Below are 23249 nucleotides of genomic sequence, written 5' to 3'. Positions count from 1 at the left end.
AAAATACAGCTCCAAATCACTCAAATTAGACATTTGAAATAAAGAAGGTATATTAACATTACTATTATAAAAAGGGTTCATAAGAACGTATGAGCAAATTAGATAAAGACAGCGTCTTAGCAAAATTCACAGCCGCTTACGAAGCAGCTAATGGGAAAGCACCAGTAATTGAAGCAAAAGGTGGTTGGTACACTGTAGACGGCGGTAAAAACATCCGTTTAGCACAACTAGAAGAAATGGCTGATAGCATGGGCGCAGCGCCTACTCCCAAAGAACAGAAAGTAGAAAAGCCGGGTAAGGAAGCTAAAACAGAGAAACCAAAAGCGCCTGCTAAAGCAACGGCCAAGAGCAAAAAGACAAGCTCTAGCTTTTCAGTAAAGGATTTTTATACCAAGCAAATCCAGGAAATCAATCCGGGCGCAAAAGCGCCTAGGTAGCAATATTAAGTTTTGTTGAAGGTAAGTTATCGTCAACATACTAATTAAAAAAGCGGCATAGCCGCTTTTTTATTGTGTGTCGTTTAATTTTACACTAACGGTATAACTTGTTTCCAGCATCAACCAAGCGCATAAATGTTTGTTCGATAGCTTGATATGCTGAAAAACCTAACTTTTGAGCAAGTGTTTTCTTGGTCGCATATTTTATGTGAAACAATCTATACGTGTTGTTTGCATCCATTAAAAAGTCATCTGATGTTTTCAATTCATCAACTAAATTTAATTCTTTTGCGCGCTGACCATACCAATATTCACCCGTAGCCACTTTATCAATATCCAGCTCTGGACGATGTTGTTTAACAAAACCTTTAAACATGACATGCACGTCTTCAATTTCTTCCTTGAATTTATTGCGGCCTTCATCTGTATTCTCACCGAACATAGTTAAGGTGCGCTTGAAGTCACCTGCCGTATGTTGTTCAAATTCAATATCATTTTTCTTTAGTACTTTATTGAAATTAGGCAGTTGGGCAATAACACCAATCGAACCAATGATAGCAAAAGGAGCACTAATAATGTGGTCTGCAACACAAGCCATCATATATCCGCCGCTTGCAGCCACTTTATCAACACTAACAGTTAACTTAATTTGTTTGTCTTTAATACGCTGTAGTTGTGACGCTCCGAGTCCATAACCGTGAACAACCCCGCCACCACTTTCAACATTAACTAACACTTCGTCATCTTTTGTTGCGACACAAAGTATAGCTGTGATCTCTTCGCGTAATTGTTCGACTTCTTGCGCATTCATCGAACCATTAAAATGCAAGACGAACATATTATTCTTCTTGTCTTCGTCTTTTTTTGATGATTTCTTTTTTTGTTTTTGCTTTTCTTCTTTCTCAAACTTCTTCAACTCGTCTTTGTCTAAAAGAACGTGTTGAGCTTGGCTTTTGATATCGTCAAAGTGTTCTGACAAAGATTCAAATTCAAGGTTACCGCTTGCGCTTGATTGCTTCTGTTTGACAGCCACGCCGATTATGAAACCAACAACGACGACTACCGCAACAACGATGGTGATTGCTTTCGCTAAAAACAAACCATATACAAATAAAAATTCCAAATTGCATTCCTTTTTACTGAATTTACAAAAGCTATGTTGGGCCAAAAACACAAAATAAAAGGGCCCGAAGGCCCTTTATTTATTTTGTTACATGTTTTTACATCATCTTACAGTGGGTGAATTTATACCATATAAATCCGATGCAAATTCAAATTAAAGACAGATTTCATCTAATTATTCCTGAACGGCACTTGTTATGTTGACTTCTTTAACCAAATTCGCGGCAATATCAGCCTCAGTGAAGTATAAAGGACGTAACTGAGGTTGCAAAGAATACAGTTTAGTTTGGTCGTCAGATTGCTCCGATCCAGGATTATGTGATTGCGAATAGGTCAGCAAACCTCTGGCAACAGGGCCGTCTTCAGTGAAATTAGCTATAAAAATCCAGCTACTGCCAGACGTAATATGATAACCCTGAGCATCGGCACTCAATATTGAGCTATTGTCCATCGCAGGATAAGTGTGACGAGGAAGCTCAGTGCCATTATTTGATGTGCTTGTACTAAATACATTAAAACCACCCTCCACGTTATTTGCACCACCCCACGGTAAACGTTCTCCACTGGGCAAGCCTGCAGCCGTGCTTTTCTCAACAAACTGCACTTCACCCAGCGTAGCATCTAAGGCAATTCCAGCGCGTTCGATTTTATCGACTGCGGTAGCTAATTGCATTACTGTGACTGAATTATCCACCAAACCTCTTGGTGTATTCAGCACATCGCTCACATCATAGGCTACCGCCCATTGTGGATTACGTCTAAATTGAAAAGCAAACTCTCTAAATACATGAGCACCGACACTGTCGATATTCATCGTTGAGTCCCAAACTGTTAATGCATCACAACCCTCACCTAAATTAATCGTACGACCGCTAACATCAATATCATTTTCTCGGTTTGCTTGGCAGATAGATAGCAGCTCAGGAAGAATAGCTTCACTCAGATAATTTCGATTACTCAGTAAGGCCTCCTCCACTTCCACCATATTAAATTTGCCGTCAGAACCAGATGCATTGGCAAGGAGTTTGTGCGCCATTCTCGAGCGTAATGACTGCTCATTCCCGACCTGACCATATAACGGTGATACCCCTGTAATTGGATTTTCAAAGTTAGTTAACCAAAAACTGTCATTTGAATTTTGCACATAGTCTGTACCTTCGTATTTCGGCGCGTTTGCATACGGCACTGGTGCATTGAAATCAAATGCACTTGTAAAACCTGGTAGTACAGTGAAACCTGCTACTTGTTTTATTTGGATCAGTGCTGGATTAGTTGCTAGTGCATTCAACGCTGTTGCAGTCAATCCCGGCACTGTTGAGTCATCAATGTAGAAGACTTCACCGGATTTAGACGCCGCCATAGTGTTATTAAAAATAACCCCATCATAGTCTTTAAATGCTTGTTTAAATTCAGTCATATCGGTGGCCAAATTCATTGCTAGCCAGTGATCAAGTACATCATAATTTGGTAAATTAGCATCTTTAATAGCGAACGCAGAACCGCCCGCTCCCCACTCAAAATTACCAGGCACGACAATCATTGGGCCATAATTAGTGGTGTAGGTGTTTTTCTTCAACTTAATGGTTTGCCCCGGCGCCACGGCAACATCAATCATCAACTCTTTTTTATAAATCGTCCTTTTACTACCATCCACAGAATGAGTTAAGTTAGTTGCATCCGTCGCGTCTAACTGAAGTTGGTACACCACAAAATGTTCTGCAGTAGAGAATGTATGGGTCCACGCTACGTTTTCATTGAAACCTATATTAACCGCACCCGGCAAGCCCATAAGCGAGCCTCCCATTACGTTTAAGTAGCCTGGAATGGTCGTGTGAAATTGCCAAAACCGTAGGTTACCTGTGTGCGGAAAATGAGGATTACCAAGCACCATTCCCATGCCATTTTCGGTCTTATCGGAGCCAAGGCCCCATCCATTTGAGCCCATGTCGAGAGGGTTTCTTTCTGGTGTAGCAATAGTAGGCTCAATCTTAAACGGAAGCTCTTGCTCAAGAGACATCCCAGGCGCAGCAGCAACTGGAGTTGGAAATGGATTTTCTCCAGGAGGAGCAGCAATAAACATTGGACCGAGGAAATTGGCTGCACCAGGTAACAATGCAACACCCATTGAGTAGGTTAACAAATCTGTGCTGTCTATATCTTGCACCCAAGGTTGATTTGCGCAACTAGGATCGATATTTGCTGCGCCAGTCTCATTTAAATATCGGTTAAAGCCTTTCGTGTAGCCGCTTAACATTGCACGACTATTTGCGCTTAATGTGGCTAAATTTTGTTCTGCTAGCTCTCGGATCCCCAGAGTTAAAAATCCAAAATCATTAATTAAATGCGCTGAGTCACCAGTGCCCGGATTTCGGTCTGGCCCCAAATATTTTGAACGTTCGGAGTTATATTTAATAATTTGGTCGGCCAAGATACATAAATTATCCTGCGCGAACGCATAACCAACGCCAAAAGACATGCTTTCCAGATTATCCGCCGTCACATGTGGCACACCATAATCTGTCCACCGAATGTTGGCTTGCAGTACACCGTCCGAACCAAATGCAGGGAGTATTGGCGGCGCAACCACCGGCGGTCGAGGTGCTAGTGGCGCGGGCTTAATAACTTCAAATTTATCACCGCCGCCTCCACAGCCAGTCAGCCCAATAGCAACAGCAGCAACGGTGAGTGTTTGTTTGACTAATGAGCAGTGAACTTTCATTAATAATACATCTTTAGTGTAATTTTTAATTAAGGCTTACCTTAAAATTTTAGCTAAAAAAACATAGGCTACAATAAATTAATAATATTGTTACAAAAAATGCACATCTTAGTTAACAGTCGCAATTAGCGTTATCATTAATTGAGATTTAGGTTTTCTTTTAGCTAATATCCTTAACTAAATACGAGTTCATCGTTTGACTGCAACGGATCCTAGCGTTTTCAATGACTCGTATTAGCATAAGTTAACGCTTTAAAAGCAAACGTTTCATTTAAGAATGCAACAAATCAACACAAAAAAGCCAGCAATTATGCTGGCTTCTTAAATCTGCTTAGCACGATTAACGCATCATACTAATTGGCAACAACAGCTTCATTTGTTATTACAATTGCAGTTCCGTTGGAACCAAAGTAGTTAGCGACTTCGCGCTGCATCTCCACGGTAACATCTTCGCTGCTAACACGAATCAAGCTACTTGCATGGCCACCTTCAACAAACTTCACAATACCGCTAATAGACGGTGTACCTACTTTAGTCGATGATATTTGCTGTAAGCCCATAATGTTGGCCAAGGCTTGTTGACCGGCCAAAGGAAGCGCCGTTGTTACCGGAATGACTTGGTCAGGGAGATTATCACCACCATCACCAATTACCGTCATCATGTGAACTGGCGTGTTATTTGCCAACGCAGTGAAGTAGTTTATTGGATCGGCAGAGTCAATCACTGTTTGTGCAGCAAAAGAAAACTGATTAAATAACGCATTTGCACCAGCAAGTTGTTCTGGCGATAAAGCAGCTAGGAAACCGTTCACAGCGCCCACTAATTGTGCTTCGGTAACATCAGTAGTGCCGAAAGTACCCATCAAGAAAGCCTGAAAATCTGGCGAACCCTGTGACAGCAATAAGCCTTTGATCAGCGGACTGAATACCGCCGACTCTAATAAGAAGTTTGCGGCGCCGCCTCCGGGAGATTCTAAAGACGCAGCTTGAATTGCGAACATGCTATTAAAAGCGCTCAGCGGACCATTGAAACCGGTGTTAGCAACGGCGGCAAAATTACCTCCCGTGATTGCACCAAGAGATACGCCAAAGATGGATACATTGGATGTATCGATATCAACTGCTTGTGAGGCGCTAGTATCAACAACCGCATTCAAGCCTAATCTCAAGCCTAACAAGTCAGAAACACTTTGACGTAAGTTATCTCTCGCTACTGGCAAAACAGCAAGGTTTAAATAGTGTGTGGCACTAACGGTTGTTGCATTCAAGTCGTCAACACCATCGCCATTTAAGTCAAATCCACGTGAACCATGTATAGGTTGGTCAATCGCAAAGGTAGCAAAACCGGCTAACGATAGAGCACCTGTGACTGCCAGCATATCTTCTTTTCGCGAAATGATACCATGAGCCAACATAACAACAGGCCAACCTGCCGCTGGCTTCTCAAGCGCAAAACCGAGTGCCGTAGCAACTTGTGGATTCGGCACTGTGACTTGTACGTCTAGCGTCTCAAAACCCATGTTGCCGCCCATAGGCTGCGGTACAGAACTAAATTTTGTTAAGTTACGGTCACGATCAAGTAATTCGCCATTAATTCTTACATCAGCCAAACCAACCTGTGTACACAATGCTGCGTTTGGACCAGGTGTCGCAGTTGCCAAGACTGCACCAGCCCGAGCTAAAACGATACCGCTGTCGCAAGCTGATTTCCAAAAGCTATTGACTGGCGCTAATGGGTTTTCGGCAGTTGGAATAGCAGAGTAATACGGCAACGAAATATTGCCTTCAAAACGACTCGCTGCGCAGAATTGGCCAACGCTAGCTAGAATACCACCAGCAACACCTGAAGCAAAACCATTGACGTCAGCAGATGCGTTACCAAATCCACCACCCGCACTAACTAATAGACCTGAACAGCTTGTAAATGAGGAAAAATCTGCAGCATTAATAGCAGGAATAAGACCTGCTGCTTCTGCTGGTAAACCCTCAATACCTTTTTGAACTGCGCCAGTAACGAGATCCACGGAGACAAGACCTAATGCTTCCATTGAATTAGGAGCCGATTCAACATCTCTGGTAACGATAACCGGTAGTGCTTCACCTGCAGTTGGATCACCCGCGGCCGCTCTTCCCGCAAATTCAGCAATCATGAGTCGCTTAACGGTGTCCAGTACGTTGGATACTGACTGCGTCGTAAACGCAGAAACATAAGTGACATTATCAGTCTGCACACCGGCGTTAGACAATGAACTCAGGTGCAAATTAATCAGTGTTTGTAAGTTTAACTGTGCCGCTGTTGCCAACGGTTTAGTCTCAATATCTTGTGAAACCAGGTCCCAAGTTGATGAACCTTTCACTGCTTTTCCTGATGAGTCCTGAAGGTCCTCTGTCATTACCAGCAAATAACCTTGAGCCGGCTTTAAGGGCTTAAGAGGAACAACAGAAACCGTATTGTTGTCTACTAGGCCAAGCAGATAGTCAACACCAAACGTTAATTTATCACCCACTTTACAGCCCGCACTCGGCACAGGAATGCCTGCACAATCAGCATCTTGCTGGTTCAATCCTAATGTAGCTTCGTATAAATGTATGCCAGCACTTAACGTAGCAGCATCAATAGACGTGTTGGGCGGCGTTTCAACGTTAATAACGAATGGCTGGCTAGTAGACCACCCATCAAGGATGTTCAACGCGTTTTGAGGGTCGCTAAAGTTTGTCGGATCGGCAACCGGAATATTGAGCGTGTAATCGAAAAAGCCGTCATCGCCAGGAAGCATTAACAAGTCATTTGGTATATTCAAGTTACCATTTGCTGGATCAAAAACGATGCGCGAAAAAGGAGTTTGTGGCGTCGTTTCGGTTCTAATTTCTTCAAGTGTATCCCCACCGCCGCAGCCAGTTAGGCCTAACGATACCAAAACACTAGTGCTAATTAACAATTTATTCATTCATTTTCCCCACTTGCTTGCAGATAATATTTACCAAACACATTTTCGTTTATTATTCACGTGTCGATATTGCGGATAGTCTAACAAGTATGACCAGTTATAATTAAGGTAATAGTATTGACTTTAAGTTCACTTTGCAAAGGTTTGTTAATACTTTGTAATCAAAAATCGTAAATTTTCAAAAATATGCACGAACACCTTTAGCCTCATTATATAGTGCGTTATTATACAGCACGTCGATTCTTAGCAAATAATAATCAGTTCAAATATGCAATCACACTTACAATACACAAGCACAAAAAACGCATTACAAAATAAAACGATCATTATTACGGGCGCAGGTGACGGCATTGGTAAAAAAGCCGCAATTACTTTCGCAAAACACGGTGCTGAACTTATTCTGTTGGGTAAAACAGTATCAAAGTTAGAAAGTACTTATGACGAAATAATCAACAATGGCGGCGCGACGCCATCAATAGTGCCTATTGATTTTAAAGGCGCTACGTTTAAACACTACCAGGATATGGTTGCGAGTATAGAAGGTCAGTATAAAAAAATTGACGTTGTTTTATTCAATGCCGGCATTCTTGGCAATTTGTGCCCTTTTCACGAAATTACAGAATCAGAATTTATGGAAGTGAATCAGGTTAACCTCAATAGTCAGTTTTTTATGACTCAAGCGTTATTGCCAATATTAAAACAAAATAAGTCAGCTTCTGTTATTTACACAACGTCCTCAGTAGGTCGCGCAGGTCGCGCATATTGGGGCACATACAGCATCTCTAAGTTTGCAACTGAGGGTATGATGCAGGTGCTCGCAGATGAATATAAAAGTTCGGAGGTTAGATTCAACTGTATTAATCCCGGTGCAACAAGAACGACCATGCGAGCCAAAGCCTTTCCTGGTGAAAAGCCTGATTCATTAAAAACACCAGAAGATATCATGCCTACTTATTTATATTTAGCCTCTGATGATAGCAAACACGTAAATGGCCAATCATTAGACTGCCAGCCGAAATAAAGGAGCGATATAAGCGCCGATATAGACTCAGATATGAGCTCATGTTTGATAAGAATTCACTGGGACAACAAATAAAGGGTAAATCGCTAGCATTAGATTTACCCTTTATTATTTGTCGTCGAAAGACTGTTTAGTGTGAATGCAATCACCCGTGTTTACCACGACTCATCTTACTTATTGGTTTATCTTCGCCCAGGTGTCACGAAGTTCAACAGTTCTGTTAATGACTAATGCATCAGATTTGCTGTCCTTGTCAATACAGAAATAGCCGGTCCTTTCAAATTGAAACGTGTCGCCACTGTCAGCTTTTAGCAGGGAAGGTTCAACAAACCCTTGTCTAATAATTAATGAGCTTGGATTGATTGTCGCGCTGAAATCATCCTCTGATGCAGGGTTTGCTGACGTAAACAAACGGTCATACAGACGAATCTCCGCTTGCTTACCCTCCGCTGCACTTACCCAATGAATAACGCCCTTAGCTTTTCGACCATCCACAGGATCTGTGCCAAGTGTGCTGGCATCATAAGTACAATACACGGTGGTTACTTCACCATTTTCATCTACATCACAACGCTCTGCTCGCAAGAAATAAGCATTACGTAAACGCACTTCTTTTTCTAACACTAAGCGTTTAAACTTTTTATTCGCGGCTTCTTTAAAATCTACCTTTTCAATCCACAACTCTTTGCTGAATGGTACTTTGCGAGTGCCCATTGTGCCATCAGCTGGATGATTAGGTGCATCAAGCCATTCAATTTGATCTGCTGGATAGTTTTCAATAACCACTTTAAGTGGCTCTAATACTGCCATTCTGCGCGGTGCATTGGCGTTCAATTCATCCCGAATACATGCTTCGAGCATACTCATCTCGACCAAGTTATCCATTTTAGTCACACCAATACGCAAGCAAAATTCGCGAACGGATGCAGATGTATATCCTCTTCTGCGAAGACCCGCTAGGGTTGGCATTCTAGGATCATCCCAACCGGTAACACGCTTTTCTTCAACTAGTTGAATTAGTTTACGTTTACTTAGAACGCTGTATTCTAAATTAAGTCGAGAAAACTCGTATTGTCTGGGTCTGCAGTCAATCGAAATATTGTCGATGACCCAGTCATATAATCGACGGTTGTCTTGAAATTCAAGCGTACACAAAGAATGCGTAATCCCTTCGATTGCATCCGAAATACAATGTGTAAAATCATACATTGGATAAATACACCATTTATCACCCGTTTGATGATGATGCGCAAATCTAATGCGATAAATAACCGGGTCACGCATACACATAAAAGATGACGTCATGTCAATTTTAGCGCGTAAACTACACTCACCTTCTTTGTATTCACCGTCTCGCATTTTTGCAAACAGCGCTAAATTCTGTTCGGCACTTGTCTCTCTGAAAGAACTATTAGTGCCGGCCTGAGTCAACGTTCCGCGCAATTCACGCATTTTTTCTTGCGAACTAAAATCGACATAAGCTAAGCCTTTTGCAATGAGCTCGACTGCATAGTCATGTAATTGGTCAAAATAATTTGAGGAATAACGCTCCTCATCATTCCACTCAAAACCAAGCCAACTAACATCGTGCTTAATTGAATTCACAAAATCAATGTCTTCTTTTTCGGGATTAGTGTCATCGAATCGTAAATTACAAGTGCCCTGATAATCCTGAGCAATTCCAAAATTTAGGCAAATAGACTTAGCATGGCCAATATGTAAATAACCATTTGGCTCTGGTGGGAAACGCGTAGATACGCAAGAATGTAAACCACTTTGCAGATCTTTATCGATAATTTGTCTAATAAAATTGGACGGTCGATGCTCAATCTCAGCCATGTGTATTTGTTCCTTAATTATAACGTGCTATTTTTCCAGAAGTATATCACTTTGAAGACAATACAATAGCCAGAATTTTGCATTTTAGCAGGTCTAACGCGCAAACCATTTGAACTTGCTCGTTGGAGTAGCCTAAAAACTCGACAACAAAAAACAGAGCAACAAAGACGTACCGATGAATGGCATGAATAAATCACTTCTCGAGCTGTTTCAAGTTAATTTCAAGCACAGCCGACTGCAGCCCATTCAATTGAACGCTAACTGATGCGTCGGATCGTTTCCTCGCAACTTGCATTTTATAAGCAAAACCATTCATCAAATCAGTCGCCGTATAGTTTCCTTCGTTTACCTTCCATTCGGTTAACAACGAAATAGGTAATTTAATCGTTACGGTTGAAAGTGCATTTTCACTGAAATTACTAATAACAATTAATGCCTTATCTTTATTCCACCTGACGAATGAAAATTGTGACTCTGAATAACTATTCATATTGTCTCTTTTTGCACTTTTCACGTTTAATGAATGCAAACTTTGATATTTTCCAAGCATAGTTTCATGAGTTGCTGAAATATTCACCAAGCGTTCATAAAAAGCACGTAACTGTTTTTCGGATTCAGTAGACTGACCACCATCAAACTTACCCTCGTTCATGTAACGTTGGTGCGCCGGAACCCCAGCATAGTCGAATATTGTGGTGCGTGTTGGATCACCAAACCCCATTTCTTCTGATCCATCCTCGCCCACGTCTTGTGCAAAATACAACATGGTTGGCGATTTACTGATCAAGGCAGAAACTACCATTGCCGGTTTCCCTTTTTCTGCACTACCTGCAAAATCAGAGCTAGCAATACGTTGCTCATCATGATTTTCAAGAAAGTGCAACATATGCAGTTCAATATCAGCAAATGCCAATTGAATATCCTCCAATGGTTGCGCGTCGCCTTTTCCTTGCATTAATACTTTCAGTGTGTCGTAAAACTCTGCTTTGGCATACAGGTAATCCATTTTTCCCAGTTGCAAATAATCACGGTATAGACTCGGGTTGTAAACTTCGGCTAGCAAGAATGCATCCGAGTGCTTCGCTTTGATGGATGAATTTAGGTATGACCAAAACTCAACAGGCACCATTTCCGCCATATCATAGCGAAATCCATCCACCCCTTTATCCAACCAGTAATGTACTATTTGCTCAAACTTGAGCCATGAATCAGGTACCGATTTGTCTTTCCAAAACGCAGCATGCTCTGCCAGCGATCTATTTGCATATTCCTTGGGTAAGGTATCAAAGTCATAGCTACCATCTGGCTTTACACCATAATTAATTTTTACCGTATCGTACCAGTCGTTAAATCCGGGTTGCGCGAGACGTGAGCCATTACCTGTCCATTTCGCTGGTATTTCAGTAAACTTACCATCGGCTAGTGGATGCGTCTCGCCTCCTAATGGTTTGTATCCATTCTCACTTAAGGGCACTTTGAATGATTCCCCAACAACATAGTAAAAATTATTATCACGGGCGTAATCAACATCAGTATCATCACTCTCACCAAAATCTTTAACGCCCTCTGGTTTACTTAACGACTTATAGTGTCGTGCCACATGGTTTGGCACAATATCAATAATGACTTTCAACTGTTGTTCATGCGTGCGTTTGATTAACGCTTCAAATTCCGTGAGTCTATTGGCCGGGTCATCAGCTAGATCAGGGTTAACGTTGTAATAGTCTTTTACTGCATAAGGAGAGCCTGCTCGTCCTTTGACAACGTCAGGGTCGTCTAGTGAGATACCAAATTCCGTGTAATCATTGATTACTGCATGATGAAGAACACCGGTATACCAAATATATGAGGCACCAAGTGACTTAATGCTCCGCAATGCGGGCTGATCAAAATCACTGAATTTACCAACCCCATTCTCCTCAATAGTACCCCAAGGCTTGTTGGTACTATTTATGTTGCCAAATAAGCGCGGGAAAACTTGATAGACTACGGGCTTGCCTTCACCTTGGGCAGCGTGCGGATGGGTGTCGATAATTAATTGCTGTTGGTTTGCCATCGGCTTTGCTCCCGTGGTACCAGATGCAGAACGTTGAGAGTCTGAAGGCGAGCAAGCACCTAATAGAACAATCGAACAAGCTATTCCTAGCAAGCTAAATTTATTGTGTTTGCAGATCGTAAACATGCAATTTTCCCTAAAATAATGTGTAGATAAACTACAGACCTACGGTTACCGGTATCATCAGCGGAGAGGCAGATGTAAAACCGTTTAAACGGTCCCAGTCCTATAAACGACCATTAGAAACACAATTTAATACAATACCGCCAGCTGAGCAGAAATTTTCACCAGTAAGGTTAGGTTCAGTTAGCCACTGATTTGCGGTTGGCACGTCTGCTGGAACTTTTTATTATCAACCTTAAATATTCAAACCTATAAAAAAATAATTTAAGTCAACAGATTATGGCATTCCAGTAATAAAAGACACACACGGCTTGATGACGGTATTAATGACCAAAGACGAACGAGGCTTGCGAGTTATCTACCCAAAGGCTTTGCTTACCACGATAGAACATATCATCAGCAAATAAGATGTTAAAACTCGCGACTATGTTAGTACTTTTGAGGGTGTTAACAACATTGTTACTGATAACCTCTGTTCATTGACTTGTTATAACTGTGTGAATACAACGACCTGCCCATTCGCTCTTGAGAATATTGCTCGGTCTCTATTAATACATTGTTCATCGAGATAATTAAAGTCGTAATGACGTCTTGATACTTCGAAATAGGACTGAACAGATTTGTTTTTTATAAAGATAAGCAACGATGCTCCGTCATTTACCCAAACAGAAGAATTAGTCTCCAAAGGCCAATGAAACCCGAGTACTTCTTGTGCTAATACATCGTCAGAATAAGGGCCTAAAACACAAAGTGTTTCCCAATCACCAGAAACATGTTCAGCAAGACTGATTGGTTCAACCGCATAACTAAGGTTTAAAGATGGTGCGTAGGTTGTTTCACTAAAACAGCCTGAAAGAACAGCCAATAAACATAAAACGGAAATAGTTTTCATAAGAAGATATAACACTTTGCATAAGCGGTTTTGGCTGCGCTTGCCAAAATCCGCTTGATGCATTTGGTACGCCCAGCATGGGCGTGAACTAATGAGGTGAAAGTCCTCTGTAGAAAAGTCACCGTTTACTTAACTTGATTGTTATTAAACGATAACTACTAGCGAATGGCAAGGGCAAAACCGCGAGGGATTGTCTGAAGGAAGCCGGACGCAAAACTGCGAGCTGATGAACAAGAACATCATATGAGGCGCAGGCTGGAGGCGAGTTGGCACAAGACAACGAAGCAATGTGACTTAACGGCCACCGTAAATGATGCAGCAGTGCAGGGAAAGTTCACGTCCTTATCTGGGAAGTCCAGACATCGTTTGTTGGTGCTGGAACATTTCAGAATCCTAATGGAACGCACAAATAAGTCTGATGGGTTACGAAAAGAAGCCTAGACGCAACAAATGAAAAGGCTACTCAGCTGATTACACTCATGAAAACGTTCATCTGAAATCATGAAATGTTCCAGTGTGGATCGTCTGTACGTTCCACTTCGCTCTAAAGATATTCCAAAACCTCAGCAATCTGCCGACCACTATTTGTTGTAGTTGAGCTAGGGCGACTTGTCCCTTTACTCGAAGAACACGTTATCAATAAACCCATCCCTATTTATGCCGTTTTTTATTCAGAGAAGGAGGTAAATGGTAGAATACGATGTTTTTTAGATTATTTGTGTGAACATGTTTGTTTTAGCTAGCATATAAAGTTGAAGCTAAATGTCTTTTGAAGCTTATTATGTAAGCCTCTCAATAATATGAAATCTCTAATTCACTAGAAAATATTTAGGTAAATTTAAAGGCCAATGTCATTTTTTTGAATGGGCTCCAAAAAGCGTTAGACAGTCTTATTGGGCGGGCCTTTATTATACGTAACAAAAGTCCAAAGGTAATTCTCATCAAGCGGATGTTGGAGTGCCGGTATACAAATGGGTGAGAATACTATTTAGATGTTGGAAAACAGATGTTGCTTACGACGAGTCAAAATATCTCAAAGCACTCAAGGAGAAAAACTCGCCATTATTAGCTGCGTATTAACATCAGGAAGGTCGCTCAATTATTACTTAATTTTGATGGATGTTATTGGGCGATCTAAGCGGATGAAAGTATGCAATTTTGTGGGCAATGACTTCTGAACAGTGTATTTTCAAGCATTCAAAATGGGCTGTTCAGTATTATATGAATATGTACCTTGACAATTGAATGCATATGCATATACTTAGCTTTATTACAAAAGTATTAATTAAAGAAAACCTATGGATAACAACCTTTGCTTTAACCTCGCCATGCGCAAGTCAAGTCGCTTGATTACGCAGTTCTATCAAGAGCGTTTAAGTATAATAGGTCTAAAGGTCGGTCAATTCTCTATTCTAAGGGCTGTGAAGTTTAAAAAGGAGACAAGCAATAAAGAGCTGCAGTCGATTTTGGTACTGGATCAGACAACCTTAACACGTAATCTTAAACCTCTGATCCGCGATGGTTATCTGACGTTATCAGTGCACTCTGAAGATGGGCGACAGAAGATCATTAGTTTAAGCCCTGCCGGTCTTGATCTTTACGAAGAAGCATTGCCAATTTGGAAAGCAGCACAAGATGAGTTACAACAAAAAATTGGACCCGCAGAGACCGACAACATACTGGCACTAGCCAATGTTTTTGTAAAAACGTTAGGTAATTAATTCGTCTTTTTTTTGATATATACATGTATATGCATGTCAATTTACTCGGCAAGAGAAAAAATAATGAAAACTATAAACACACACAACGAACAACAATGGTAATGGTAACAGTTGCCACTAGTGGCATCGGTCTGGCATTTGCTAAAGAGCTGGAAAAACAGAACAAACCCGCAGTTCTGGTTGCTAGAAACGCAGCAAAATTAAAGGCAGTTTCCGATAAATTGACTAATCAGCATGGTGTTTTGACGCGCTATATTGCGGCCGACCTATCTACCCGTGACGGGGTTAATAACGTTTGATTATTCCAAGGTTTATCAACAAGATTTTATTCTATTCAGGTAAATATCTTCAGTCGCGCCGTCTCAATAGTTTCGCTTTTGGTCAGGTATTCAAAATGGTATTTAAAGGCAAATTAGCATTTTTGAAAGCAGAACAGGCACAGTCATGATCTCAGAACTTACGCTTTACTCCAATCCGTTAACGGCTAATGGCATCAAAATGTCACTACTTTTTAACGCCATCAATGTAGTACCCAATATGGTTAAAATGCAATTGCATAGAAAATTCCTTCATCCTGAACCTGCAACAACATTTGCGTGGAGCAGTTAATGCTTTTACAGTGGACCACAATAAACCCGCAATTGGACCAGCGATTAAAATGACTAATGCAAGGGTTGAGAAAAAGAGCCTTGAAGAATACGTAAGCCTGTTCGGGAGGTGTTCCCATCCTGATGTTATCGAGTGCTTCTAAGGGGACGGTCATTAACGTGAAAGCAGGTATGCGGTAGATGCTGTTGGCGGTTTCCGCCACAAGGAAATCATTTATCTTTTCTATTTTTACTAAGTAACTTGAAGCAAACCAATCGTCTTTGTTAAACCGAGGACTGACATGCTCAACAATATAGCCAAACAAAAATTCAATATCTGTATTCTCTATTTTGCATAAGCTAACGTCTCGGAGCTGACCGGTATAAATTGGCATTCGCAACAACCATTAACTGTTTATTTATACGGTCTTCATTCTAAGCAAATGCATTTTCCACATCAAGCTATAAAAGCTAATGATCTGGAATATCTCCACGCACAACTGTGAGCACCAGAAGTAGTGGCGCTGGCATGAAATGCCAACGCCACTGCAATAAACTACCCATCAAGACCAGTACCTGCTGCCCACTTCACTGGCAATTAAGTTCAAGTTATCAAAAAAGGATGATCACACGAAATTTCATTGATTGTGCTTTCCTACAGGCTATTTAATTTAGTTAAGTGTTCTATTCACTATGAATAAAGATTTTTTATAAATGAAATGAATTCTTCATCAGCCTCACTAAAAGAAGCAATGTTTAATTCTTGTTTATTGTCTAACTTGAGAATCTTATCAATAGACTTCTTAACAAGAATGCACCAATAGTCTCTGTTAGCCCAGATAACCCAATTTTGGCTTCGTCCTATAGCAAAGAAAGAAAGAATATCTGTTCGCTCGGTAAAAGCACTAAATTGAATCCACGACTCTGCAACGGTTTCGCTTAGCCTAACAACTTTGCCAGAAGACTTGTATGTTCGTTCAAAATCCTCAATAACAAGGAACTCTTCATCTTTAGAAAATTTAGCTATTTTCTGGATGACATTAATATAGTCTTTTTGTGAAAACCATTTTCCAGACTCTTCGAAATCGTTTTTATAAACGCTTCCGATTAAAGCCTTATTTTTTTTCGCATTAGGATAATCATCAGGATTTAGAAAATTTTCTCTAATCATTATATTTAAGTTATCTAATTGCTCTTTATTCATTAGACTGACTCTCAGGGTATCTAATTTTTACTTCAGGTTTTCCATTTGGCTTTTGTACTTCTAAGGTTGGTGTACCTTTTGGATGCGAATCACCACCGCCGCTTGGATGAACATTAACTTTCCTTCCGCTACCATCATCAAGGGTTCCACCTTGACTGTTTCCATTTGACCATTCAGTGCCTTCCTTAATCGGTAAGCTTCCAAGATCGCCTTTTGCACCATCTTGACCGCCAGTCTCCTCTAATTGACCTTTAGCTCCCGCTTCACCTTTAGCCGGCGATTTACCCTCTTTTATACCGTCAACAACATCACCGCCAGGAGATTCATCGCTAGCAACTTCACTAAGAACGTAACCTGTTGCTATTGCAGTTGCAACAAAAGCGATTCCACCACAAATAGGTCCACAGACTGCTGTTCCGGCAATCCCAGCAGCTAACGCAGTTGCCTCACCATCTGGATCTGTATACTTATATGGATTATTATTTGCATATGCATAACGATTGAACCCATGAATTCCATTCTGAGTGTTTAAATGGGAAACAGCACCAACAGGATCATTTGAGTAGAAACGACCTATAACTGGATCATAATATCGTGCCTGCATATAAATTAGTACGAACTACCAACACTAACAAACTATGATATTTTTCAATTAATACAGTAGATTAAAGTATAACCATGAGAAGTGAATTTGCAAACCCTTATGCTATATAAACACCCCCCCGCAAATGCGAGGCTTTGGATTCAAAAAGTATATTTGTATTATTCTAACTCTGAGTATTACTCAAAAAATGATGTTTGATTTTACTCACCCAAACGATAACGTCTTCTGAACTTGCTTCATTAAAATACTTCTCAAACATTTTCTTGGCGTTATCCATACCACCAATGTGTTCGATAAAATTATCAATAAACTTTGGAGTTCCAGCTAAAATCACGGAGTCATCTATATGTAAAAACCAAGTCAAACTGTCATCAAATATGTAGAGTTGATTAAAATGATAATCCAACTCACTTTCATAACTTTCAACAAGATCCCAATCGAAAGGCAATTCAATTATCGTTCTCGCTTTTGGTTTACCATTATCATCTAGCTCTCTAAATGCCCAAGCGATATAAAAGGAATTGTTATCAGATACCGATTCTTTTGCCTTCTGTAATGCTATGAATTTATTTTTATCTATCCACGAATTACCATCTAGCTGACATCCTTCTGTTTCATTCCAAAGCAGTGGAGTAAATTCTTTAGCCAGTGCAAATTCAGGGAAAGGCTTGGTATCTTCGTTATACAACTTAGTTTTTATCGTGTTAACTAGTGACTCTGCTGCCTCTAGCTTTTTCTCGTCAACAATGATCATGTTTTATCCTCTGGGTAACGTATCGCTGTTTGAGTCCGCTTTCCACTTTCATTATTAATTTTTATCGAATCAGTACCTTTTTTCACATCAGCCCCTTTGCCAGACTTACCAGAACTACCATGCTTGTCAACAGTTCTACCGTCAGGAGTCTTACCAACTTTTGTTCCATTTTCAACAGTTTTAACGTCACTACCTTTGGTCAAAGTTTTAAAGTCTTTATCAGCTTCTTTACTGCCATTGCTAGATGTATGTTCACCTTTTTTGCCTGTGCTTTGCTTATTCTTTAAGACTTTCTGAATACGTTTATTAGACTTATAAACTTTGTATGCTTTATATATCTTAGGCCCAACTTTGGCAGCAATAATAGCTACACCAATACATATTCCACCGCAAATAGCTTTTCCGTCAGGATCAGTGTATTTGTATGGGTTATTTACAGCATATGAGTATCTATTAAATCCTTTAATCCCTTCTTCATTACTTAAATGAGAAACAGCATCAACCGGATCATTAGAATAGAAACGACCTATGACTGGATCATAGTATCGTGCCTGCATATAACTTAAACCCAAATCTGCGTCAAACTTATGCCCTGTATACCCCACATCATCCTTAGTTACACCAACTGTGTCACTATTTTTAATGTCATAGATGTACAGCTTAGTGCTCTTTTTCGTCCGATCGAAATAAAGACTCTAAAAACCATTTCATGCAGGCTAAGACTACGCAACTAATAAAGACTATAAAACTCCAAAAATAAAAAGGGGAATTTTCTCTAGAGATTAGTGAACCTTTCAATAAGATATCACCATCTAATATTGAGAACACCACCGTATAAACTCCTCCAACACAAATAAATAAATAAATGAGCGTTCTTGAATCGACCTTTAACTTTAATTGCTTGGATTTCATTGATTCTCCATAACATTATCTTCGACAGGTTTTACAACTTCAGTTACAGCATCACCAACGATTGTTGAGGCTACGCTTGATAGTAAGCGAGTTTTTAAATTACCTGAAAAATTACCACTATTAGTAAGAGCATCATCAACAACTAAAGATGTGGCTGCACCAGTACTAGCTCCAAGAGCTTCAGCGATACCACCATTTACAGCTACATCCGCAACCGTCAAAGCTCCTGAAACCCCTTGCCCTCCGGGAATCAACCCAGTTACCAAGGCTGCTGGTCCTAAAGAATCTGCGGCTACAGCTCCTGTGACACTTGCAGTAACCGTCGCAATATCAACCGCTGCATTGCCAACATCACTTGAAATTTGCTTAGCTGCCGACGCTGAATCGGCAGCTATATTTTGGTTACCTTGTGAGGGGGAGCTATATCCAAAGCTTTGGGCGAACAATTGTACCTGTTGCTTAATCGCATCAACAAACTCTGGAGCCATACCTGAAGGGTCAGTGAATTTATACGGATTGTTATTTGCATATGCATAGCGATTAAATCCATTTATACCTGCGGCCCCGCCGAGATGCGAAACAGCCCCCACCGGATCATTCGAATAAAACCGCCCGATAACTGGATCATAGTATCGTGCCTGCATATACATTCAACAACACTAGCATTCATATTAACAATCATCAAAATTCAATTAATACAGCGTGTTAAGAGTATAGTTTAATCGATGAGTTTGGAAGAATTAAAAGCAACAAAAAGCCCCGCGAGTGCAAACCTTCAGGTAATCACTCGCGGGGCTTTGGATTCAAAAATGGGTATCCACTAATATCCTTTATTAACTTCTCAATTTAGTGAAAATTATGCTAGTAATTGAACCGCTTTAATTAGTGCCATTAATCTCCCTTTAATGAGTGAAAAAATAGTTTCAATACATACAATAATACACCAATGAAACACAGAATGACTGTCCAGAAATAAAACGGTGTATCGCTCAATGATATTGTTGTGCCTTTTAATAAAAACTCTCCGCTGACAATAGAGTGTGTAATGAGCCAAATACCGCCAATAAAAATTAGTAAGATCAGAAAGCTTTTACTCGAAAAGCCATTTTGTTTTCCTGAATTTTTCATTTAGAACCTATTTATCCTCTACTTGTACTTGAATGTTTACTGTATCTGCTGCGGCTCTACTCACGACCTGATTTGCTACTTCAGAAACGACTCGTACGCCAAGATTTGGAGACTTCTTTCCAAAATCGGTTAATACATCTCCGACAAACGCTGACGTTGTTGTTCCAGTAGTAGATCCTATTGCTTCTGCAAGCCCACCATTTACCGCGACATCTGCAATTGTCAATAGTGCGGCAACACCTTGCCCACCCGGAACAACTGCACTTACTGCCGCAGCAGGAGCGAGGGAGTCTGCCACTACACTTCCTGTGACACTTGCAGTAACCGTTGCAACATCCATCGCTGCATTGCCAACATCACGTGCAACTTGCTTAACTGCTGACGCAGAGTCGGCAGCTATATTTTGATTGCCTTGTGAGGGAGAGCTATATTCAAAGCTTTGGGCGATCAATTGTACCTGTTGTTTAATCACATCAACAAACTCTGGCGCCATACCTGAGGGGTCAGTAAATTTATATGGATTGTTATTTCCATAGGCATATCTATTAAACCCATGGATGCCCGCGGCTCCGCCGAAGTGTTCAACTACCCCAACCGGGTCATTCGAGTAAAACCGTCCTATGACTGGATCATAATATCGTGCCTGCATATACCTTAGTACGCTTTACGAACCAACTTACCTAATTACAAACCCTATGATTTGATTGTTGTTTTTACTTATTTCACTTAAAACTTGTTCAGTAAATAACTTGAACACACTAAATGCGTTCTGCCAGGTTACAATAATATCGCCATAAACCATAGGCACAACATACTGGTTAAACCGCTCTTTATATAGCTTATTTTCTTCCAATACTTTCAAGCCATACATTAACTCAGCAATAGGATTTTGAACAAACTCTTCATGTTGATTTCCATACCGAGCAACATCCTCAGCTATCACTTTAGTAACCAATGGAACGACTATTTCAATATCTGCATGATTGGCTTGTTGAATGTAGTAAATATCATAAATGTGTCGGATTAATGCGGGGTCGTCATCTCTTTGATTATCGCGAGTGAAGCTAGCCGTTCTTCTCAGCATTGAAATTAGCTTTTCAGCCTGTGTACTAATGATGCTGGTAAAGTCCATTGTTTTGACTTCTGGTGCTTCTTGCATTACTTCATTAGTTAATGAAGATATCTCTCTTTGATTTATTTCGTCATACAGCAAGGTTTCTATCAGCTCTAGTTTAATAAAGGGCCGTAAACATGGAACGATTGAATGAGCTTGAGGATAGCGAATATCAAATTGCTGGTATCGGTACTCATCAAAAATTATAGGCTTACTTTCAATAGTGAAAAAATCATTCGAATGAATAATATCGAAAACTTGATGATGCAGTTCTCTTCTTGCTTTTCTTTTTTGAGTTTTTGATACTTCTGCCAATAAGTCTTTAGGGATGATTTTAATATCAACATCTTCTGACATTCGGTGGGTTTTAATACCTGACTTAGCTAATGCCGTACCACCAGAAAACACTAATGAGTGCGTATCAGATGATAACTCAGACAGTACCTTTAGTAGCGCAACAACATAATAATCTTTTTCAACTATGGCCGGATTACCCATCCCCAAAGTATCAGAAACATCTAAAAACAAACTATTATCAATTGGCATTGATAGCTCTATTACTTACGACAATTTTTCGTTTGAAACGATTATTGGTAATGATTTGAAATGAAGCGGGGATTTGAAGGCTATCACCATCAATACTTCGTTGTGAGAATTCATCGAACTTATAATCAATACCGAGTTTTTTAATAGCTTCCAATATCACACCATCAGCACCCGCAGGAGAAGCAGGCATCAACTTACCTGTGATACGGTTTTTTCTTGCTTTGGTATAAAGCCCATAGCCGATACGTAATAAATCTCCCGCATCAACTAGTTTTTTGAGTACACGTCCTACTTGGTCATATCCTGCAATGTCAGTAAAATCAGCACGAGCAAACACGTATCGCTTTGAGCGATTTATTCTCGTTTTTACTTTACTGGCTATTGTCATGATAAAACTCCAATTTACACAACCTAAATATAGCAAACATACGACATTTAAACAATGCAAACATACGACACTATAAAGTCGAAGTTTGTTCGGTAAACTTATGTAAATAGAACATCCTTGTTCAATTTAGTCATTTAATACTAGACTAATCGACTCCTTATCAATTAGCCTATTATTACTTATAAAATTTACGAATCTGTATATTTCTCTTTAAAAGTAACCTTGAATATTTAAGCGAAAGCAGCAGCAACTCCTTTTAAATTATTGATTAACTTCTTCTTTGGGTGAATGGATATATCATCGTTTATCTTTAAAATTATCGCTTTAACTACTTCAGTTGGCAGTTTCAGCCAAAACATAGTCGTCGACGCTATCAATTCTTACTAAGTAACTTGTGGCAAACCAATCGCCTTTCTTAAATTTAGGACTTATATGTTCAACCACGTAACCGAACAAAAACTCAATATCTGTATTCTCTATTTTGCACAATGTCACACTTTTAAGAACGCCAGTATAATTGAACATCGACAAACCTTACTGTTTAAATATACAGCACAATGTTATTCAATAATTGATTACATTTCAAGCTAATAAAACTGGTGCCGCCATCTAGTGGCGCTGGGACGAAATGCCAACATTGCTTGAACAAGCTGCCCATCACAACCAGTATTACGTGCCCATTCCACTAATAATTGTGCACAGTTGGTTCAACGAACACGACCCCTTGAATTGTTAGAGATGGCCGATAAGTGCGCCATGCACATTACCCAAGTACGCCGATATGAAGCGGAGCAAGCACAGCCCTCTATTGAGATATTAAAAAAAATAGCCTTGTCGTTTAACGTCACCACCGACTGGTTAATCTTTGAAGAAGGCGAGCGTAATTTGCCGAACAATTTACAGTTGAAGTTTGACGCGGTCAGTCAAATGACCGAAGAAGATCAGCGCACTATTCAGTCGCTTATTGACGGCATGATCTTAAAACACATCGCCAATCAACTCGTGGCGGGCAGTCAGCGTGGTTAAGGAAACCGATATCATTAAAAAGCGCAGCTAAATAAAAAACGGTACTGCACAAACAAACACACTAGCCTATCAATCGCATGGGCGAGTCACACGCATCGGCAGTATAAA

22 protein-coding genes and 1 pseudogene are annotated in these 23249 nt (G+C 40.2%); 6 read left to right on the top strand and 17 right to left on the bottom strand.

Features of this window, described 5'->3' with window-relative positions:
* The first annotated feature begins 89 nt into the window (after positions 1–89).
* Positions 90–437 (top strand): hypothetical protein, encoded by a 348-nt coding sequence (locus CXF81_RS18125; RefSeq protein WP_101182811.1) that lies wholly within the window; start codon positions 90–92, stop codon positions 435–437.
* A gap of 94 nt (positions 438–531) precedes the next feature.
* Here the strand turns inward: CXF81_RS18125 and sohB are convergent, their stop codons facing one another.
* From sohB to CXF81_RS18110, 3 genes are all read right to left on the bottom strand, one after another.
* A complete protein-coding gene (gene sohB, locus CXF81_RS18120) occupies positions 532–1560 on the bottom strand; it encodes a protease SohB (protein WP_101182810.1) in 1029 nt (342 codons plus the stop codon).
* A gap of 174 nt (positions 1561–1734) precedes the next feature.
* On the bottom strand, positions 1735–4278 hold the full coding sequence (locus tag CXF81_RS18115; protein WP_101182809.1) for an acylase: 2544 nt from the start codon (positions 4276–4278) through the stop codon (positions 1735–1737).
* 353 nt (positions 4279–4631) lie between these two features.
* On the bottom strand, positions 4632–7226 hold the full coding sequence (locus CXF81_RS18110) for a VolA/Pla-1 family phospholipase (RefSeq protein ID WP_101182808.1): 2595 nt from the start codon (positions 7224–7226) through the stop codon (positions 4632–4634).
* Positions 7227–7494: 268 nt separating this feature from the next.
* Here CXF81_RS18110 and CXF81_RS18105 point away from each other — a divergent pair, with 268 nt between their 5' ends.
* On the top strand, positions 7495–8247 hold the full coding sequence (locus CXF81_RS18105) for a YciK family oxidoreductase (protein ID WP_101182807.1): 753 nt from the start codon (positions 7495–7497) through the stop codon (positions 8245–8247).
* Between the two features lie 174 nt (positions 8248–8421).
* Here CXF81_RS18105 and glnS read toward each other — a convergent pair whose 3' ends face one another.
* From glnS to CXF81_RS18090, 3 genes are all read right to left on the bottom strand, one after another.
* Complete coding sequence (gene glnS / locus CXF81_RS18100) at positions 8422–10086, bottom strand: glutamine--tRNA ligase (RefSeq protein ID WP_101182806.1); 1665 nt, start codon at positions 10084–10086, stop codon at positions 8422–8424.
* 193 nt (positions 10087–10279) lie between these two features.
* Entirely contained in the window at positions 10280–12268 is a 1989-nt protein-coding gene (locus CXF81_RS18095; RefSeq protein ID WP_198556428.1) for an alpha-amylase family protein, read from the bottom strand.
* A 484-nt stretch (positions 12269–12752) separates the two neighbouring features.
* Entirely contained in the window at positions 12753–13157 is a 405-nt protein-coding gene (locus CXF81_RS18090; protein ID WP_157825586.1) for a hypothetical protein, read from the bottom strand.
* Between the two features lie 855 nt (positions 13158–14012).
* Here CXF81_RS18090 and CXF81_RS20415 point away from each other — a divergent pair.
* The 3 genes and pseudogenes from CXF81_RS20415 to CXF81_RS18075 all read left to right on the top strand — a co-directional run.
* Positions 14013–14237 (top strand): annotated as a pseudogene (locus tag CXF81_RS20415) (IS110 family transposase); the annotation flags it as partial.
* A gap of 218 nt (positions 14238–14455) precedes the next feature.
* Complete coding sequence (locus CXF81_RS18080; protein ID WP_101182802.1) at positions 14456–14878, top strand: MarR family winged helix-turn-helix transcriptional regulator; 423 nt, start codon at positions 14456–14458, stop codon at positions 14876–14878.
* Positions 14879–14973: 95 nt separating this feature from the next.
* A complete protein-coding gene (locus CXF81_RS18075) occupies positions 14974–15177 on the top strand; it encodes an SDR family NAD(P)-dependent oxidoreductase (RefSeq protein ID WP_157825585.1) in 204 nt (67 codons plus the stop codon).
* 242 nt (positions 15178–15419) lie between these two features.
* Here CXF81_RS18075 and CXF81_RS18070 read toward each other — a convergent pair whose 3' ends face one another.
* The 11 genes from CXF81_RS18070 to CXF81_RS18015 all read right to left on the bottom strand — a co-directional run bounded on the left by CXF81_RS18070 (position 15420) and on the right by CXF81_RS18015 (position 22640).
* A complete protein-coding gene (locus tag CXF81_RS18070) occupies positions 15420–15860 on the bottom strand; it encodes a hypothetical protein (protein WP_101182800.1) in 441 nt (146 codons plus the stop codon).
* 296 nt (positions 15861–16156) lie between these two features.
* Complete coding sequence (locus CXF81_RS18065; protein WP_101182799.1) at positions 16157–16669, bottom strand: hypothetical protein; 513 nt, start codon at positions 16667–16669, stop codon at positions 16157–16159.
* Positions 16662–17273: an RHS repeat-associated core domain-containing protein gene (locus CXF81_RS20410; protein WP_232771988.1), complete on the bottom strand. Its 612-nt coding sequence runs from the start codon at positions 17271–17273 to the stop codon at positions 16662–16664. The genes CXF81_RS18065 and CXF81_RS20410 overlap by 8 nt, the downstream gene beginning before the upstream one ends.
* A gap of 163 nt (positions 17274–17436) precedes the next feature.
* Positions 17437–18027 (bottom strand): hypothetical protein, encoded by a 591-nt coding sequence (locus CXF81_RS18055; protein ID WP_101182798.1) that lies wholly within the window; start codon positions 18025–18027, stop codon positions 17437–17439.
* Positions 18024–18632, bottom strand: a complete 609-nt coding sequence (locus CXF81_RS18050; RefSeq protein ID WP_232771987.1) for an RHS repeat-associated core domain-containing protein — start codon at positions 18630–18632, stop codon at positions 18024–18026. Before CXF81_RS18050 ends, CXF81_RS18055 begins: the two co-directional genes overlap by 4 nt.
* 303 nt (positions 18633–18935) lie before the next feature.
* Positions 18936–19583 (bottom strand): RHS repeat-associated core domain-containing protein, encoded by a 648-nt coding sequence (locus CXF81_RS18040; protein ID WP_232771986.1) that lies wholly within the window; start codon positions 19581–19583, stop codon positions 18936–18938.
* A gap of 247 nt (positions 19584–19830) precedes the next feature.
* Entirely contained in the window at positions 19831–20067 is a 237-nt protein-coding gene (locus CXF81_RS18035) for a hypothetical protein (RefSeq protein ID WP_101182792.1), read from the bottom strand.
* A 7-nt stretch (positions 20068–20074) separates the two neighbouring features.
* A complete protein-coding gene (locus CXF81_RS18030) occupies positions 20075–20716 on the bottom strand; it encodes an RHS repeat-associated core domain-containing protein (protein WP_101182790.1) in 642 nt (213 codons plus the stop codon).
* A gap of 27 nt (positions 20717–20743) precedes the next feature.
* Positions 20744–21727 (bottom strand): nucleotidyl transferase AbiEii/AbiGii toxin family protein, encoded by a 984-nt coding sequence (locus CXF81_RS18025; RefSeq protein WP_198556427.1) that lies wholly within the window; start codon positions 21725–21727, stop codon positions 20744–20746.
* Positions 21717–22115, bottom strand: coding sequence for a DUF6088 family protein (locus CXF81_RS18020; RefSeq protein ID WP_101182789.1), 399 nt, complete (start codon positions 22113–22115; stop codon positions 21717–21719). The genes CXF81_RS18025 and CXF81_RS18020 overlap by 11 nt, the downstream gene beginning before the upstream one ends.
* A gap of 333 nt (positions 22116–22448) precedes the next feature.
* Positions 22449–22640: a hypothetical protein gene (locus CXF81_RS18015; protein WP_101182787.1), complete on the bottom strand. Its 192-nt coding sequence runs from the start codon at positions 22638–22640 to the stop codon at positions 22449–22451.
* Between the two features lie 213 nt (positions 22641–22853).
* Between CXF81_RS18015 and CXF81_RS18010 the strand changes: the two genes are divergently transcribed.
* Positions 22854–23141: a helix-turn-helix domain-containing protein gene (locus CXF81_RS18010; protein WP_101182785.1), complete on the top strand. Its 288-nt coding sequence runs from the start codon at positions 22854–22856 to the stop codon at positions 23139–23141.
* Positions 23142–23249: the final 108 nt, after the last annotated feature.

It is taken from the genome of Glaciecola sp. 33A (genome assembly GCF_002836745.1).
In the GTDB taxonomy this organism is placed as follows: domain Bacteria; phylum Pseudomonadota; class Gammaproteobacteria; order Enterobacterales; family Alteromonadaceae; genus Glaciecola.
This window is presented reverse-complemented; position numbering and strand designations above follow the sequence as displayed.

What these genes read in the sequence shown, in the direction of transcription:
- CXF81_RS18125 (WP_101182811.1), top strand. Translation starts at nt 90, where the DNA reads ATGAGCAAATTAGATAAAGACAGCGTCTTAGCAAAATTCACAGCCGCT.
- CXF81_RS18115 (WP_101182809.1), bottom strand. Translation starts at nt 4,278, where the DNA reads ATGAAAGTTCACTGCTCATTAGTCAAACAAACACTCACCGTTGCTGCT.
- CXF81_RS18110 (WP_101182808.1), bottom strand. Translation starts at nt 7,226, where the DNA reads ATGAATAAATTGTTAATTAGCACTAGTGTTTTGGTATCGTTAGGCCTA.
- CXF81_RS18105 (WP_101182807.1), top strand. Translation starts at nt 7,495, where the DNA reads ATGCAATCACACTTACAATACACAAGCACAAAAAACGCATTACAAAAT.
- glnS (WP_101182806.1), bottom strand. Translation starts at nt 10,086, where the DNA reads ATGGCTGAGATTGAGCATCGACCGTCCAATTTTATTAGACAAATTATC.
- CXF81_RS18095 (WP_198556428.1), bottom strand. Translation starts at nt 12,268, where the DNA reads ATGTTTACGATCTGCAAACACAATAAATTTAGCTTGCTAGGAATAGCT.
- CXF81_RS18090 (WP_157825586.1), bottom strand. Translation starts at nt 13,157, where the DNA reads ATGAAAACTATTTCCGTTTTATGTTTATTGGCTGTTCTTTCAGGCTGT.
- CXF81_RS18080 (WP_101182802.1), top strand. Translation starts at nt 14,456, where the DNA reads ATGGATAACAACCTTTGCTTTAACCTCGCCATGCGCAAGTCAAGTCGC.
- CXF81_RS18075 (WP_157825585.1), top strand. Translation starts at nt 14,974, where the DNA reads ATGGTAATGGTAACAGTTGCCACTAGTGGCATCGGTCTGGCATTTGCT.
- CXF81_RS18070 (WP_101182800.1), bottom strand. Translation starts at nt 15,860, where the DNA reads ATGCCAATTTATACCGGTCAGCTCCGAGACGTTAGCTTATGCAAAATA.
- CXF81_RS18065 (WP_101182799.1), bottom strand. Translation starts at nt 16,669, where the DNA reads ATGAATAAAGAGCAATTAGATAACTTAAATATAATGATTAGAGAAAAT.
- CXF81_RS20410 (WP_232771988.1), bottom strand. Translation starts at nt 17,273, where the DNA reads ATGCAGGCACGATATTATGATCCAGTTATAGGTCGTTTCTACTCAAAT.
- CXF81_RS18055 (WP_101182798.1), bottom strand. Translation starts at nt 18,027, where the DNA reads ATGATCATTGTTGACGAGAAAAAGCTAGAGGCAGCAGAGTCACTAGTT.
- CXF81_RS18040 (WP_232771986.1), bottom strand. Translation starts at nt 19,583, where the DNA reads ATGCAGGCACGATACTATGATCCAGTTATCGGGCGGTTTTATTCGAAT.
- CXF81_RS18035 (WP_101182792.1), bottom strand. Translation starts at nt 20,067, where the DNA reads ATGAAAAATTCAGGAAAACAAAATGGCTTTTCGAGTAAAAGCTTTCTG.
- CXF81_RS18030 (WP_101182790.1), bottom strand. Translation starts at nt 20,716, where the DNA reads ATGCAGGCACGATATTATGATCCAGTCATAGGACGGTTTTACTCGAAT.
- CXF81_RS18025 (WP_198556427.1), bottom strand. Translation starts at nt 21,727, where the DNA reads ATGCCAATTGATAATAGTTTGTTTTTAGATGTTTCTGATACTTTGGGG.
- CXF81_RS18020 (WP_101182789.1), bottom strand. Translation starts at nt 22,115, where the DNA reads ATGACAATAGCCAGTAAAGTAAAAACGAGAATAAATCGCTCAAAGCGA.
- CXF81_RS18015 (WP_101182787.1), bottom strand. Translation starts at nt 22,640, where the DNA reads ATGTTCAATTATACTGGCGTTCTTAAAAGTGTGACATTGTGCAAAATA.
- CXF81_RS18010 (WP_101182785.1), top strand. Translation starts at nt 22,854, where the DNA reads ATGGCCGATAAGTGCGCCATGCACATTACCCAAGTACGCCGATATGAA.